This window comes from Emticicia soli, assembly GCF_037860775.1.
GTDB classification, from domain to species: Bacteria; Bacteroidota; Bacteroidia; order Cytophagales; family Spirosomataceae; genus Emticicia; species Emticicia soli.
This window is the reverse complement of sequence record NZ_JBBEWC010000004.1, coordinates 1-17331: the sequence shown is the minus strand read 5'-3', so window position 1 is coordinate 17331 and position 17331 is coordinate 1. Positions and strand designations below refer to the sequence as shown.

Below are 17331 nucleotides of genomic sequence, written 5' to 3'. Positions count from 1 at the left end.
AAAAACAGTAAGGGGTTTTGGTGCTCTAAACAAAAAAAACGATTTTTTCGAGATTTAGTTAGCAAATCCTTCAATAATCAAGTACTTTTTAGGCATGTATTATGTGAGCGTTTGTAAATTGATTCAGATAACCTTACTCATGTTTTTTCTTATAAAAGCATCTAACTGGGGCTGTTAAATCTAATTTAAAAGGGGCTTTATTATGCGCTAAGTAAATGAGCCTGTTTTGCAAAGGCATTTTACAAACGAAACGTAACATCAGTTACTATGTTGAAACAAAACACTTAAAATGAAAAGAAAAATCAGTTTACTGCTCCTCTTGTTTTTAGGGGGAGTATTTATGGTGAATACTGCCATGGGCCAATCGAAGCCCCGAACAATAGTAACTACCGATGGCGAGATAGACGATGTTGATTCGTTTATCAGAATGTTGTTATATGCCAATGAGTTCAGAATCGAAGGTTTGGTGTATAGTAGCTCTATGTGGCATTACAAAGGCGATGGCAAAGGCACCAAGTTTGTGTCGGAAATGGAAATGACTAAGAAGATGTATAACGAAAAAACTGACCTTCGCTGGCCCGGTGTTACCTGGATGCAGGATTTGATTGGGGCTTACGAAAAAGTATATCCAAACCTTATTTTGCACGATAAAACTTTTCCGACTCCGAACGCACTTCGTAAATTGATAAAAGTGGGTAATATTGATTTTGAAGGCGAAATGGAAAAAGTAACCGAAGGCTCTGAGCTTATTAAAAACAAATTGCTTGATGCCACCACAGAGCCTATCTATTTGCAGGTATGGGGCGGTACAAACACCATTGCAAGAGCTTTAAAATCAATAGAAGAAGCGTATAAAAATACACCTCAATGGCCGAAAATATATAAGAAAATATGCGATAAGGCTATTATTTATGCTATTCTGGACCAAGATGCTACTTATAAAAAATATATTGCTCCAAACTGGAAAGACCTTAAGGTTTTTTACAATGCAAGTCAGTTCTGGTGTTTTGCTTATCCTTGGAAAAAAGCCGTTCCGCAGTCGCAACATTATTTGTTAGAGGGTAAATTTATGGGCGACGAAATCATTAATAATCATGGGCCGCTTACAAAAATGTATTATAGCTACGGCGACGGACAAAAACAGGAGGGCGACGATGAGCATATACACGGCGATTTAAGCAAAGTAAAAACAGGGCAATGGGGTGAATTCGGTAAATATGATTTCATATCAGAGGGCGACTCACCAGCGTATCTGCATCTGGTTGATGTAGGCTTGGGTAATATTCAGAACCCATCGTATGGTGGTTGGGGTGGTAGATTAAACCAATCTGCCGAAAACCCGAATCGTTGGGAAGACGGAAAAAATGTGGCTGACTATAATCCGTATACACAAAAAATGGATTTAACGTATCCGCAGACCCGTTGGATAGAGCCTATTCAATTAGATTTTGCAGCCCGTGCCGACTGGTGTATAAAAGATTTTAAAAACGCTAATCATCCACCAAAAATTTTTGTAAAAACCGGAAACGCTATAAAAGCCAAAGCCGGTAGCAAGCTGAAAATTGTAGCAAGTGCCAAAGACCCCGATAACAATAGGGTTAATTTTAACTATTGGCAATACAAAGAAGCAGGAACTGCCAAAGAGGCTGTTGGAATAAACAAAAATACTAACGAAATGGCCGAAATAACATTGCCTGCTAGTTTAAATAGTGGAGATACGATACACATTATTGTTGAAGGAAAAGATGATGGCTCGCCTGCATTAACACGCTACCAAAGAGTGATTATTACAGTTCTATGAGATTGAATATACTAGAGTAGAAGCATAATCTGCTTGTTAATCGGTATCGAATTTTTCGATACCGATTATTTGTTTTTTAATTACTATTTTTAAAGAGTTGCAAGTTTTGAGAACCCGGCGTCAGATACAAAACCTAGCTTTAAAACTTGTAGTTTAGATAAAAAGCTAACATTTAAGCAGGTTTTTATACTTTCTTTAGTTTAAATTTGTACAGCATTCTCTTAATTTAATACTATATTACTTTCTCAATAAAAAGAAATATGATAGATGTCGTATTAGTAGATGACGAAAAAGATAGTACAGAAATCTTAGATATTTTACTTAAAGCTAATTTCCCGGATTTAAGGGTAATAGGTAAATTTAATGATCCTTTGTGTGCGCTCGATTTTCTACAAAAAAATCATTTCGATTTACTTTTTCTTGATATAGAGATGCCCTCAATGAACGGTTTTGACCTGGTGCGTGAAATACAAAAAGATGATTTTGAAGTAGTTTTTATAACCGCTTACGGCCAATTTGCCATAAAGGCATTCAGATACAGTGCTTTCGACTATCTGTTAAAACCAGTTGAGGTTGAAGACTTAGTAGCTTGTTTAACTAAGTATGCCGAAAAAAAAGTACAAGTAAAAGCCCGACTCGAGTATCTGCAAAAAATGGTAAAGCAAACAGGAATAGCCATTGAAAAAATAGCCGTTCCGACATCGCAGGGCTTTGAGTTTATAGAAATAAAAGATATTATACGCTGTGAGTCAGATGGTAATTATACACGCCTTTTTTTTACTACTCAGCCCTCAATGCTGGTGTCAAGAACTTTGAAAGATTTTGACGACCTACTTGAAGAAATGAATTTTATACGTGTACATCAATCACACCTGATTAATCTTAAATACATAAAAAAATATGTACGTAGCGAGGGTGGCTACATCGAAATGAAGGACGGTACCCAGATTACAGTTTCAAGAAGCCGTAAAGACGAATTGATGAATAAATTGAATTTTCTGACCTTTGGCTGAAAACAATTATTTCAGACTTTTAATTGCTACTTTACTATCCTGCCTTTCCGGATACTAGCTCAAAATGACTGATTAATAAGTCATATATTGAGCATAATAAATTATAAGCTTTTCTTCTGAAGCATCTCTCTACTTTTGAGTTACTATCAAAACAGTATCTCAAACCATGAAAAAAATCATTTCCCTTTTGTTTGCCTTGTTCATTATGGTAAACATTGCTTTTGCACAAATCATCAATCCAAAAGAAACTGCCAAACGAAAAGCCAATGACCGTGTTAACAACGGTATAGACCGAAACATAGATAAAGGACTGGATAAAATCGAAGAGGGTATTGGCAATATTTTCAAGAAAAAAGATAAAAAAGCCAAAAAGTCAAAAGATGACGAGGAAATAGAAGAAGAAGAGACAAGCACTGCCAAGTCAAAATCTAAAAAGAAATCGGCTGCTGATGATGATGAAACGGATGCCGAAGAGGATTCTGAGGTTACTCAAACCAAGAAAAAAACTTCTGGTGGTAATGATGAATCTATAACGCAGACACCGAAAAAAACTTCAATGAAAGCCTACTCAAAATTTGATTTTATACCCGGCGAAAAAGTAGTAGCTGTTGAAGATTTTTCTCAAGATGCCGTGGGCGACTTTCCGGCAAAATGGAATACTAATGCAAGTGGTGAAATCGTAAATGTTGACGGTAGTACATTTAAATGGTTGCAATTATCTGCTAATGGTATTTTCTATCCTGAATTTGTGAGTGAATTACCCGATAATTTCACTTTAGAATTTGATATGATGATTTCGGAGGATTTTGATAACAATGGTTCAGGACTAAAAGTAATTTTTCCGGAGTTGAGCCAGCGTAATGCAGCTTATGACCAACACTTTAATGGAGAAGCAAGAACTAATTTTGATCTTCATCCTTTACCCGCTGGCGATGGAGTATCACTTGCCTGGGTAATAGACAATAAAAACACCAAAATACTTGATAATAGCGTTTCGATTAGCTGGAAGCCGCAAGAATCTAATCATATTTCTATCTGGCGACAAAAAAATCGTGTAAGGCTGTACATTAATGAAACTAAAGTTTGGGACTTGCCTAGAGCTTTTATCACAGATGTTAAGTACTCTTTGTTATTTGCTACGTATACAAATGGCGGCTTGCCATACCTTACAAATCTACGAGTTGCGGTTGGAGCACCAGATACAAGAAGCAAACTAATTACCGAGGGAAAACTTGTAACAAGAGGAATTTTGTTTGATGTAAATTCAGATAAGTTAAAGCCTGAATCTTATGGGGTTCTGAAAGAAATTGGCACCGTATTGAAAGAAAACCCGACTGTAAAAGTAAAAATAATAGGCCATACAGATAGCGATGGCGACGATAGCAAAAATCTTGACCTATCGAAACGCCGTGCAGCAGCAGTAAAAAATGCACTTACAACAGACTTTGGTATTCCTAATACACAGATGGAAACTGACGGCAAGGGTGAAAGCGAACCCTCAGAGCCTAATACAACACCTCAAGGTAAAGCAAATAATCGTAGGGTAGAGTTTATAAAGCTATAATCAGGAATCGATATGAAAAAACTCAAACTACTTTTCTTTTGGCTTATTGCCATCAATAGCTATGCCCAGTTTGGTGTAATCACTGCCGATTCAAGTACGTTTCATGGCAATATCAGGTTCAAATCATATAGTCTCAACATCGATAGTAAGTATAATGGAGCTGATTTTTCATTCTATATTAATGATCTGCCGTCTATACTTGCTCATAACAATTATCTCAGAAAAAAAGTCGGCGGCATTAGTATGAATTATTCAAATGGTATCGGAATGTATGGAATGGATAAAAACATAAGCCTTTCTAGCACCGTAACTACAAACAATAATACAATTGGTAAAAGTTACTATTTGGTACTTAATCAAGTAGGAGTCCTGACGCTTTATGAACAAAGTTTTAATTCTACTGTGAAATTTGTTAATCATGGATATACAAAACTCGGACAAGATGCCCCTGCTATTAAAATGAAGAAAATCACAGCAACAACCTCAAATATTCAGGGAGGGTCTGTGAGTGTTAATACTGATATACCACTCGAAAAAATACTAAGTGTACAGATACTGGCCGAATATGGCACTTTTGGGCATATGGTTCCACCAAATTATGATGCTAACTCCGGTTATAAATATAATTATTTTGTGGGTGGCAGTACCAACAATGCCACAATTACTGTCTTAAATGCTGCGGGCAGTAGTAATCAGATACTATCAAAACCTATTAAGATACTTCTTACTTATGAAGAGTAATATACCCATGAAAAAACAACTATTGTCTATCTGTTTCTTGTTGCTGTGCATACAGGCAATGGGGCAGTCAGTAAGTATTGAGCCGGGTGTTAGCTTATTTAATAATAGCAGTACCGGTACTGAAATAAGAGCAGAGCACACAAGACCTCTCAAAATATCGGCAGAGGGGCACCTTGCGCCTATTGACTTTTATAATTATACCCAATTGCATGGGCGAATAAGGTCTTCGTATAGCACTATGCAGATACATGCTAAAAATGGGGTATTATTGTTTCCAACCATTGACTCAACCCTTGGGCCTAAATTTAACCTGAATGCCACAGGAAAACTTGTGCTGGCCGATAACGCCAATAACGGCCTCTACAGGCTCAATGTGCTTGAAAACGACGAGAATGTTGCATTTTTTGGCAATACTAATATTGATGGCAATACAACTGTTAGCCTTAACAATAAAGCTTTTTTAACATCAGGTTTAAGTGGTTTAAAAATAAAATCAGATGTTGGTATTGATTTCGAATCCAACACAACTGGTTCTTTTCTTTTTAAATCCGATAATAAAAACCGTTTGTTTATTAATGGTAGTACTGGGTATGTAGGCATTGGCACAAACAATCCGCAAAGGATGCTCAGTGTAACAGGGCCAAGTGATACACTTGCAAGTTTTAAAAGTTCGTCAACCAGTTTTTCAACAATACTGATTCACGACCAGTTTAGTCTGAAAGGTGGGCGTATTTTTTCAGGTAATATCTTTGAAGAATATGGATCTATTAAATCCTCCGGGTTGCTTTTTGTAACATCAGAATTGCAACAAAATTACAATGTAAATGGTAACTATGCCATGCGTATAGATAATGACGGCAGAGTAACCATCAGGCCCTCGTATAATGGTACTTCTTACAATGATGCCAAAGCAATGCTTGATGTTGGCGGTACTATACGCTCAAATACCCTTGATTTTACTGAAAATAATGCCACCGAACGTAGACCTGTATTTGCGGATAAAGACGGTGTACTTCGTACCACCAACAGTTCCAATGAATTTATCAGCTATAATTTTAGCCATGTCCAAGCCCAAAACTGGACTGATGAAATACGGCGGGGCAGTGGTTTTGCGTGGTTTAATACAACTACTAGCGGTGGTACTATGTATCTACCCGTTAACTTGCCCGATGGCGTAAAAGTAACAAATATAAGAATGTATGTACTAGACAACTCAGCCTCTGATATTTCGTTTACTTTTAGCCGCAATGCACATACCACCAATAGTTTTAATACAATAGCCAATGCTACCAGTAGCGGATCCATTGCCAGCATTCGTAGTATCAATAGCACTGCAAATGAGGTAATCAGCAATTCAGACTATTCTTATTATATCAATATCTCATCTGTAGGTAACTGGACTGGCAATACTTTACAGTTTCATAGCCTGGTTATCACTTATCAATACCAATAGCCATGAATAAGAAACAAATATTACTATCGGGTCTTTTTCTTTTTTTATTTGGTGTTCCATTACTAAGAGCCAACAATGCTTTAAGGCGGCTGCCTGCTACTGTTATTGACGACTGCCTACTTTCTTATCAGGGCAAACTAAACCAGCTTTTACCGATTGATATAATCAAGAAATATTACACAAGCAGTTTAGCAACCGCCAAGCTTACTTACAGACCATCAGCAATAGGAAAATTCGACTATGATTCTTATACCTATTCATGGCCAAGCGATAGAAAAGTAAAAGGTACATCTTACCCACAATCGAACGAGATAGGGCTGAAATGGCTAAAAGTAATTGATTTTTATTCAAAAAAAGAAACACCATTAGCTACTTTTAACCACCTGTATCGTAACCCAACAGAAGCCGAAAAAGAAAAGGCTTTTCAGGAGGCAGAAAAAGGATTAAATAAGAAAGGTGTTGCAGAAAAAGATGTAAAAAATACTGTTGATATAGCCAAAAGTCTTGCAGCTACTACTAAATATTTGCGTATACAAGGTGTAGGCGACGCCGCAGCTTGGGAATATAGCAGTAACTATTTAATAGTGTTGGCAGGAAAAGTTACTTTTAGAGTGATTGTGAATGTAAGCGAAAACCCAGAGGAAAACATTGCCTTAGCCCAGAAACTGGCTTTGGAAGTACTAAAAAAATGCACCTAGCTTAGGTAATATATAAGGCGAATTCAGTCATTTTAAATAAATCCTATTGATAGAAATTTTATAATATGAAAACTAACACACTATTATTAATCCTGCTACTAAATCCAGCTTCTCAGATGTTTGCTCAGGTAAACGAAAAACCCAAAGTGGCTTTCTGTGAATTTGGTAAAGGATGTGTTTTTTATGACCATCCTTTTACTTACAAACAACTCGATGCCATGTTTAATTACTTAGGCAATTATGAAGCCAAAAAGGGAATACTGACTTTCTCATTAGAGAGTGATGGCACAAGAACAAATTATCCGGACAGAAAACGAGACCCTAAAGAATTACATAAGCTTTTTGGTGGCAAAGGAGACCCCCTTTTTGTGCCGTGGTCGATGTTTATACACCAGAATATACAACCTGAAGACGGTAGATGGACAGTACAAAACGAAAAACCACAGATTGGAAATTGTCCTAAAGGAATAGAAACTCAGCTAGATAAAATAAAAATAATAGAAAGTGGCAATAAGGTATTCGATAAACCCTTTTCGCCAGTTCCTCTCCTTGATGCAAAAGAAGCAAAATGGTTTCCGGTTGAGTCTAATGTATATAAATGTATTTTGCAACTCACCGAAAGCGATGTTATCACAACAGTATACGATGTAAGAGTTGTGAGCCCTAAAAATATAGAAGGCACTATGAATTATACGTTTAAGATAACTAATTTGCCTGTCTGTCGGATAAAAGTAAATTTTAAATACACAAAAAATTGAGGTAAAACGGGCAAAAAATGTCAATTTTAGGTATTGAATTGATAATACATCTTAGGCAGATGTATAGGTGTTTATACACATGAGTCGGAATTACTTAAAAATTATTTTATGGCTACTGGTGGTTAATCCTGTACTGGGAAAGCCCGATACACTGACTATCACCGATACTTCAGCGTATTCGCCGATATTTGGCCTCAGTCAGATTCTTATCACAACAAGCAAAATCGAAATTGAGGCCATAAAACAACAAAAAAACTGGCAACCCTTGAATAGTGTGTATTTGATACCAGGAGAAAAAAATGTTTGGATACGATTTTTTCTGAAAAACCAATTCAACTATCCTCAAAAGTTTTATCTAAGAAACCCAGATAATGAAACTTGTGATTATTATATCTTCAAAGGAAAAGAGAAGTTATATTATCTGAATAATGGTGAGTTTGTTTCAACATATAAGCGAAACTCAACCGAGTTAATAGGAGTGAATACTTTTGAAGTGCCTGCAAGTGCAACTGTTGAGATTTATATAAATATATATAATTATAAGGGGCTGATTCCGGCATTAAGAATATTCCCTCAGCGGTCTATAAAAACTACTTATGCTTTACTAAACGAGAAAAGATATCAGAATTGGCTCAATAACTACTATGCCCATAACCTTGAAGAGCTTCAGATAAGAACGTTTTATCAGGGTGGCTTGGGTATAATTTTAGTAGTTGCATTTCTGATTTTTTATCGGAACCGTCATGAGAAAATCTATTTTTACTACCTTCTTTATGTACTGGCGGCATTTACCTTTACACTGTTTAAGAGCCGTAGTTTTACGTATATTGGCCAGTTGCTAGGTCTTTTGCCTATAATTAAGTTTTACTCGCCTGAAACCACAATATGGCTAGGGTTTGCAGTGTATTTGTTATTCATAATAGAGTTACTTGACCTAAAAAAAAACCATTCAGATTTTTCAAATTTTCTTAATAAGCTGGCAAAGGGGTTTATAGCTTACAGCCTAGTAGTTTTTGTATGGTTGATTCTTACTAACGATTCGGGTTTACAGTTATGGTTGTTTAATAATAATCGCATTCCGCTTCTGTTGCTTTATACAGGTATACTCATTTTTGTGGCCGTAAAAGTAGGCTCTTCAATGGTAAGATATTTAATTATTGGCAATAGTCTTCTGATTATATTTGGTATGCTGGCCTGGCTAAAAGGCGGAGTTTTAAATCAGCAGCATTGGTATGGAGTTCTGAATCATTTGTTTACACTTCCGTTGGCAATTCTGCTAGAAATTATCGTCTTCGCACTTGCTATAGCAAAAAAAATTGAGGCAGAACGCAAAATAAAAAATGAACTCGAACAAAAAACCATGCAAGTTGAAATGATGGCTCTACGGAGCCAGATGAACCCCCATTTTTTATTCAATAGCCTAAATTCAATAAGATATTTGGTAATGGTAAATGAAAACGACACTGCAAGCGATTACCTGACAAAGTTTTCGAAACTACTGCGGATGATATTAAATCATACCGAAAAAAATGTAATTAGGTTGTCGGAAGAATTAGTTGCGCTAAAATTATATCTTGATATTGAGAAAAGGCGTTTTGGCGAAACCCTTAGCTACGCTATCATGGTAGATGAACAAATTGAAGCCGAGGCACTACAAATACCACCAATGCTTTTGCAACCATTTGTTGAAAATTCGATTTGGCATGGGCTAATGCCAAGCCAGAGAAAAGATAAGTGTATTGAGATATTTATCAAGAAAATTAACGATTCGCTAGTTGAATTTATGATAAAAGATAATGGTATAGGTAGAATAATGGCTGGCGAATTGAAAGAAAAGTCGATGAAGCAACATCAATCAAAAGGTACCGAAATTACAAGTCAACGTATCGAATTATTTAACCGGAACTATGCTAATAAAATAACAATTTCTATTAACGATTTATATGAAGACGGTGAGCCAGTTGGCACAATGGTAAGGGTTTTGTATACTTTATAAGTAAAATCTTAAATTTCATGATTATTTTTCTGTTAGATGCGTAGATTCTTTTTTATATTTTTTGTGTGGCTAGGTTTACTCAATTCTGTATGTGCAGGGGATGGGCCTTATGTAATCAGTAAACTTAAAGATAGCATAAGGGTGCATACAGAAAAAATACTTATTGAAAACGATACCTCTGAGCCCGCTGTTGTCTATTTTTATTCAGCAACTAATGAAGAGATATGGTTATTTGATCAACAAAAACAAGAGCTAAAATCATCAAGCTCACTTGTTCGGTCAGACTGGGAAACTGATGGCATTCATAGTTATCAGAAAATCGTTTTACCTGCCAGAGCAACAAATACATTTATTATCAGTCCAATTGCCTATTGTTCGGCGTATCAACAGTTACTTAGTATTCCGTGTTCGGTTTCAACTCATAAGTATTATGTTTTTTCTCAACCCTTTTTTGATAATTACTATAAGCAAATACAAGAAAAAAATAATGAAGAGCTTCTTTCCGGCTATATAATGTTGGGAGCACTAGGCTTTGTGAGCCTGTTTTCAATTATTATGTTTATGCGTTACCGCAGGCCACTTTTTCTATATTATTTTCTATATGGCCTGGGTAATCTGGTCTTACTATTGCTTAAAGTAATTTTACATCATCAAATAAATGGTTCAACCCCGCATAAGTTTGCTAATCTTTCTTACTTACACTTACCAGAATGTGCACAAATGCTCAGTATGTGGGCATATATCTTTTTTTTGATAGAGTTGCTCGACCTTAAGCCTAATTACCCTAAGCTTACCCGTTTTTTGTATTACTTATCATATTTAATCATTTTCTATGGTATAACAGACCCATTGCTTTTGCTCTTTACTAAAAGCATAAATGCCCATGAACTCTATTTTGTTTTTTCGGGTGTGTGGTTATACCCCATGCTTTTGATAGCATTGATATGGATTAGCTTTAAAGTAAAACACCAACTCATAAGTTATGTCATTTTTTGTAACCTTTTCCTGGTAGGGCTTTTATTCGTTGCTTATTTACGATACGGGCTTCTGTCATACCTTGTAATTCCGGGTATTTTAGATACCATATTTACAATGCCCTTTGCAGTGCTGGTAGAGATGTTGGTATTTGCTTTTGCTATTGCTTATAAGGTTGATGACGAACGCAAACAAAAAGATAATATTGAAAAACGAGTAATGCAGGTTGAGATGATGGCTTTAAGGAGCCAGATGAATCCACACTTTCTGTTTAACAGCCTTAATTCAATAAGGTATATGGTAATGGTAAACGAAAATGAAAATGCAAGTGATTACCTATCGAAGTTTTCAAAATTGCTGCGTATGATACTTAATCATTCTGAAAAAAATGTCATTCGTTTATCAGAAGAACTGATAGCACTCCGGTTATATCTGGATATTGAAAAGAGGCGCCTTGGCGATAATTTTAGCTATTCTATTATGATAGATGAGCATATAGAAGTAGAAGCCTTACAAATACCCCCAATGCTTTTGCAACCATTTGTAGAGAATGCTATCTGGCATGGTCTGATGCCCAGTTCCAAATCTGATAAGCGCATAGAAATTTTTATAAAGAAAATTGATGATTTTATGGTAGAATTTCTAATAAAAGATAATGGTGTTGGGCGGATTAAAGCTGGCAAGCTTAAAGAAAAATCAATGAAACAGCACCAATCAAAAGGTACAGAAATAACCAACCAAAGAGTTGAGTTGTTTAACCGAAACTATTCGAATAAAATAACTATTTCAATTAATGATTTATATGAACATAATGAACCCGTGGGAACGTTAGTCAGAGTTTTACATTTGGTGTAGGTGTAACTGAATGAGATGCAGATCTCGAAATTATTTTACCACCCCACAACTTTTAAGCATGATCCATGATCCCTTTGAATTGCAAAACAAAGGAAAATAAGGGCAAATAAAAAACCCTTGAAAATTAGCTGATTTGCTTATTATCAAGGGTTTATTTTGCTCGTTTTTGAGCTGTTTTGTACCGGGGACGGGAATTTACTACGAATACGTAAAGTTATTATAATCAGTATTTTATGTGTATTCTATATAATTTAAATGGGAAGTTTCTACAATTTTTCTACAGTTTATGAATATTCTACAATTTGTTTATAAATTTACTAATAAGAACTAAACAAGGACAAATTGATGGAATTTAAAACAACTAAACGAAGAGTTTCTATCAAAGAAAAAAGTACTTCAGAAAATAAGTTAAGACTTTACCTAGTTTGGTATCAAAATCACAAACGTATTTGGGAAGCAACAAATGAATTTTATTTTATTACTCCTAAAGGTGTACTTGAAAGACAGCATAATAAGGATGTAAAGATAAAAGTTGAAGCATTAAGGAATATAAGAGAAACCCAATTGTTTACCGGTGAAATAGATGAAGCTTTAGAACAAAAGAGAAATAGAAATGTTGAGTTTCATTCTGCATTTGAGAGTTATCTCGATTCTTACCAGCAAAAGGATAAAAGAGTAATGCAGGCAGTTTATAAATTATTTAAAGAGTTTGCCCCACCACCATTATCTACAAAGCAAATTGATGAAACACTTTGCATAAAATTTAAAGATTTTCTTGAAAGTCGTTTAAATGGAGAAACACCGCAGGGCTACTTTGCCCGATTTAAAAAATTCTTATCCTTTTGTAGTAAAGGTAAAGATAAAATTTTTAAACAAAATCCAGCTAGCGATGTCAGAAATAATAAAATAGAAAATAAGTTAGAAAAGGATACATTAACTATAGCAGAAATGAAGTCCTTAATAGCTGCAAATTGTGGCAATAAAGAAGTTAAGAGAGCTTTTTTGTTTGCTTGTAATACTGGATTACGTTTTGTAGATATTAAAGCTCTTAAATGGCAAAATATTAAAGATGATAGTGTACAAATAAGACAAGCTAAAACAGATATAAATGTAAAAGTATTTTTAAATACTAACGCCAAACAATTTTTAGGAGAACGAGGAAAGGAAGAAGAATACGTTTTTTCTTTACCCAGCCATAATGCTACTATTAAGAACCTAGAATATTGGGCTAAAAGAGCTGGAATTGAGAAGCATATAACTTTCCATTGTGCAAGACATACTTTTGGGACTTTATTAGCTTTTTATGAAAATGATATTTTAACAATTAGTAAGCTAATGGGGCATACTTCTCTAAAGCATACAACAAAATATATAAGAGTAGCTGATGAAATGAAAAAGAAAGCAGTTGAATCTATACCCACATTTTAACTTATTTCATTTTTGTATGAATAAACAAGAGAAAAGATTATATAGGGAAGAGCTTAGGGCGAAATTCATAAAGATAATAAAGTTTGAAGAGAAATTTATATTTTGGCAAAATCATTATACTGATTTAAGGTATTTAGATGATAGCTTATATATACAAGAATATATTAAAGCAGAAAAAGGTATTAATGACGTTTATAGGTTAGCGGAAATTAGAGATACTATTTATAAAGAATATGAACAAATGGGAATTTATGAACCAGTTCCAATTACTAATCAAGAGAAAGCATTTGTTAGTAAATATTGGTTTCAAGACAGTTTAATTTTTAGGAAAAAAGAAAATCCTCCTATTTATGATTATGAAACCTATAAAGTGATTTTTCTACAGGACGTGGATAAAAAAGCTGATAAATTAGAATATGCTAATAAAGAATTAATCAGAATAACCTATCATCTTGAAAATTTAACCTTTAATAATGAGAAAATATCTACACCGAATGAAGGGAAGAAAAACGTTAGGGATTTCTTTGAGGACCTCACAAATAATAAAGATAATTTTAATCCAGATTTTACTCAATTGTATGAGTGTTCAACGTTAACTGCTAATGTATTCTTAGATTTATATTTTTTGGCCTCATATCATATCCCTTTAAATCAATATAAAAGGTTTTTAAAAATTTATCTTGAAAAAAATGGGCATATAGAAACTGATGAAAATAAGTTACTTGGATACGATTTGGGATTTTCAGAAGAACAATTAAATAACTTGTATTTTAGGCTAATAGAAGCCGGATTCTTAAGCACAACTACTAAACTACTGTATTTTATCAATGCATTTAATGGAAAAGTATTATGTGAAGATTTTGAAGTAATTAAGTGGAAAAGTAAAACGAAAGGGGCAATTTTTATTAAACATTATTTAGTAGATGAAGAGGCGTTTTGGCAAAGATATGATTATCTATTTGAAAAGGGGAGCTATAAACAACTTTTGAATCAAAGTATGAATGTAAATAATACATATAATAAATTTTCAATGGAACTTTTAAATATTGATAAGATGATTTCTAATAATTTACTCTATATACAGTAAATTATGGTCTATTCTTTTGCTTTACTATCTTATCTTTCTTTGCCTTTGATATCGAAAAAGGCTTTGCAAAGCCATATTTTTTAACATAAAAAATTAAGAAAATGGCAGAAAATCAAAACTCACTTGTTCAATTTTTTGAGCAAACCAACAACAAACTAGACCGTATAGAGCAAGGACTTATTGCGCAAAAAACCGTGCTTAATTTTGAGGATTTTTGTAGATATGTAGGTATTTCTAAATCTTATGGATATAAATTAACCTCTTTACGTGCTGTTCCGCATTTTTGTCCTCACGGCAAGACACTTTTCTTTGAAAAGGCTGAGGTCGATAAATGGCTTCTACAAAACCCTATTAGAACTCATACTCAACTTCAAAAAGAAGTCTCATCTAATAATTCAAGAAAATAATCATACAAATTCCTTAAGAAACACATGTATGATACTTTAGGATTATGGTATAATGGAGCAGGTTTGAAACTTGCTCCATTACTTAGCAATACTATTGAATGTCGAAACGATTACAATTCTTTTGTATTAGGAAAATTGGGGAATTTAAAAGTAACACTTACAGAACAAGGTATAAAAATTCAGGGGAGTTTGAGCAAATGGTACTTGAAAAATAATATTCAAACCTTTACAAGGATTGATGTGAAGAATGCCATAGAGGCATTGTCTGATACTTTAAAAATTCCGCTAGAGAAAGCTAGAATCACTAGAATGGATATAGGACATAATTTTATTATGAAATACTCTCCTAGTGCTTATTTCTATTATCTAGGCCCTAGTTCACGCTATAGACGCTCTTTAACATCGTCATCACTTTATTATAGTAATAGTTTGAGGACAAAACTTTTTTACGATAAAATTGCGGAGTGTAAAAAGAGTAGGAGTATAGTGCCTAATATGTTAAAAAATAAAAACCTATTAAGATTTGAGTTAAGGTTTATGGATAAAATTAATAAAGCCTTTAACTCTAGGGAACTGCTAGTACAAATACTTTATGATAAATTGTTCTTTGTTAATATCGTAGACAAATATGTTAGTGAATACATATCAATTAATAAACTTGAGAGAATAGCTTTTAATAAAAATGTTAAGTTAGAGCCTAAGGATATTTTAAACCATTTAATTCTTCAAGGTATTAGTAGCCTAGGAGGACAAAATGAGGTATTTGAATTAATAGAAGAAGCTAGGAAAAAGAATCAATTTAAACGTGCTGAATATGCAAGTAGAACAAAACGTATGTTGACAGAACTTTATAATAATGGAATATTAATAGAGCCAAATGAATTAATAAAAGAACTAAATGATAAAGTAATAGCATTACAATCAAATTATGATTTGGAGTAATATAATAAGGGGTATCTTTGACATTATTTGTCAAATTTTACACCTTAATTTGTTAGTATTTTCCGAATTTTCCGGTCTTGTATATAATTAAGAGAATTGGGGAAATTTCTATAGGAAAGAAGCTATATTTAAGATTTAAATATTCTTGAAATCATATAGATTATTTATGTGAGCTATTTTTCTATTATTATTTGCTTTAAATAAAATCATCTAATAGTAATTTTGTAATAAGCTGTGAACTTGTTCATTTTATGATAATGTTTAACATTCTTTTTTATGTCCTTAATTTATCTTGATAATAACGCCACTACAAAAATAGACTCGCAAGTTTTAGAGGTAATGTTACCATACCTCACTGACAATTTTGCAAATGCTTCCAGTACACACTCATTTGGAGTTGGTGCTAATGAAGCTGTCAAAGTAGCACGTCAACAAATAGCAAGCTTAATAGGTTGTGAAATAAACGAAATAGTTTTTACTTCTGGCGCAACAGAGAGCATTAATCTTGCTATAAAGGGGGTAGCAGAAATATATCAAAATAAGGGTAAGCATATTATTACAGTTCAAACAGAACATACCGCAGTACTAGATGTTTGTAAATATCTAGAAAAGAAGGGATTCGAAATAACTTATTTACCTGTAAAAGACGATGGCTTAATAGATTTAAATCTCTTAAAGGCTAAGCTAAGACCTGATACAATTCTAATTTCTATTATGGCCGTAAATAATGAAATAGGAGTTATCCAGCCTATAAAGGAAATTGCAGAATTAGCACATAATAACAGTATCTTATTTATGACTGATGCAACCCAAGCGGTAGGCAAAATTCCAATTAAAGTTGACGATTTAGGAATAGATTTAATGACTTTTTCAGCACATAAAATATATGGGCCAAAGGGTATAGGAGCTTTATTTATAAGGCAACGGCGACCCTTTAGAGTAAAATTGGAAACTCTTATACATGGAGGAGGGCATGAAGGAGGATATAGGAGCGGTACATTGAATGTAGCTAGTATTGCCGGATTTGGCAAAGCATGTGAAATCGCTAATAAAACAATGAGCATAACAGCAAAGTATGTAGAAGATTTAAGAAATAATCTAGAAAAAGAACTTTTAAAAATTGAAGATAGCAAGATAAACGGGAATATAGAAAAAAGACTTTATAATGTTTGTAATATACGTTTTAAAGGATGTGATGCTGATGCTATGATTTCAAGTATTGATAATATTGCTTTTTCTAATGGCTCTGCTTGTACATCTATATCAATTGAGCCTTCTCATGTTTTGATAGCACTTGGTTTAACGGACATTGAAGCTTACTCGAGTATCAGGCTTAGTTTAAGTAAGTTTAACACTATCGAAGAGATACCATTAGTAGTAGAAATAATAAAGAATAAAGTCATGGAATTAAGAGCCATGCTCTAAGACAAGAAGTTTCTATTATTGTTTCAATAAGATAGTTAAGATATAATTTTAACTATCTTATTGAAGAACTAAAATCAGATTGTTGAAAACTATTAAAATTGCTTTTTATATTATTAGACATTCTGGAGACTGTAAATTAAACTGTGTCAAGGTAAAATTTAGCTAAAATGTTAATTTTACTTTAAACA

The 17331-nt window shown here is 33.8% G+C and carries 14 protein-coding genes; all 14 read left to right on the top strand.

All coding sequences use genetic code 11. From position 1 onward, the window contains the following. The first annotated feature begins 289 nt into the window (after positions 1-289). The 14 genes from WAE64_RS05830 (at position 290) to WAE64_RS05765 (ending at position 17143) form a co-directional block, all read left to right on the top strand. Positions 290-1801 (top strand): nucleoside hydrolase-like domain-containing protein, encoded by a 1512-nt coding sequence (locus WAE64_RS05830; protein WP_340235303.1) that lies wholly within the window; start codon positions 290-292, stop codon positions 1799-1801. 260 nt (positions 1802-2061) lie between these two features. Further along, positions 2062-2814, top strand: coding sequence for a LytR/AlgR family response regulator transcription factor (locus WAE64_RS05825; RefSeq protein WP_340235302.1), 753 nt, complete (start codon positions 2062-2064; stop codon positions 2812-2814). Between the two features lie 166 nt (positions 2815-2980). Next, entirely contained in the window at positions 2981-4378 is a 1398-nt protein-coding gene (locus tag WAE64_RS05820; RefSeq protein ID WP_340235301.1) for an OmpA family protein, read from the top strand. A 12-nt stretch (positions 4379-4390) separates the two neighbouring features. Beyond that, positions 4391-5119, top strand: a complete 729-nt coding sequence (locus WAE64_RS05815; protein WP_340235300.1) for a hypothetical protein — start codon at positions 4391-4393, stop codon at positions 5117-5119. A 7-nt stretch (positions 5120-5126) separates the two neighbouring features. Then, positions 5127-6572 carry a hypothetical protein gene (locus WAE64_RS05810; RefSeq protein WP_340235299.1) on the top strand — a complete coding sequence of 482 codons (1446 nt, stop codon included), beginning with the start codon at positions 5127-5129 and terminating at the stop codon, positions 6570-6572. Between the two features lie 2 nt (positions 6573-6574). Further along, positions 6575-7270 (top strand): hypothetical protein, encoded by a 696-nt coding sequence (locus WAE64_RS05805; RefSeq protein WP_340235298.1) that lies wholly within the window; start codon positions 6575-6577, stop codon positions 7268-7270. Between the two features lie 65 nt (positions 7271-7335). Further along, positions 7336-8028, top strand: a complete 693-nt coding sequence (locus WAE64_RS05800; protein ID WP_340235297.1) for a hypothetical protein — start codon at positions 7336-7338, stop codon at positions 8026-8028. A 79-nt stretch (positions 8029-8107) separates the two neighbouring features. Further along, entirely contained in the window at positions 8108-10024 is a 1917-nt protein-coding gene (locus WAE64_RS05795) for a sensor histidine kinase (protein WP_340235296.1), read from the top strand. A 36-nt stretch (positions 10025-10060) separates the two neighbouring features. After that, positions 10061-11854 carry a sensor histidine kinase gene (locus tag WAE64_RS05790; RefSeq protein WP_340235295.1) on the top strand — a complete coding sequence of 598 codons (1794 nt, stop codon included), beginning with the start codon at positions 10061-10063 and terminating at the stop codon, positions 11852-11854. A 345-nt stretch (positions 11855-12199) separates the two neighbouring features. After that, entirely contained in the window at positions 12200-13282 is a 1083-nt protein-coding gene (locus tag WAE64_RS05785) for a tyrosine-type recombinase/integrase (RefSeq protein WP_340235294.1), read from the top strand. Between the two features lie 16 nt (positions 13283-13298). Then, positions 13299-14369 carry a hypothetical protein gene (locus tag WAE64_RS05780; protein WP_340235293.1) on the top strand — a complete coding sequence of 357 codons (1071 nt, stop codon included), beginning with the start codon at positions 13299-13301 and terminating at the stop codon, positions 14367-14369. 101 nt (positions 14370-14470) lie between these two features. Next, a complete protein-coding gene (locus WAE64_RS05775) occupies positions 14471-14776 on the top strand; it encodes a DNA-binding protein (RefSeq protein WP_340235292.1) in 306 nt (101 codons plus the stop codon). Positions 14777-14800: 24 nt separating this feature from the next. Beyond that, positions 14801-15718, top strand: coding sequence for a phage/plasmid replication domain-containing protein (locus WAE64_RS05770; RefSeq protein ID WP_340235291.1), 918 nt, complete (start codon positions 14801-14803; stop codon positions 15716-15718). A 276-nt stretch (positions 15719-15994) separates the two neighbouring features. After that, a complete protein-coding gene (locus tag WAE64_RS05765; protein WP_340235290.1) occupies positions 15995-17143 on the top strand; it encodes a cysteine desulfurase family protein in 1149 nt (382 codons plus the stop codon). Positions 17144-17331 lie beyond the last annotated feature (188 nt).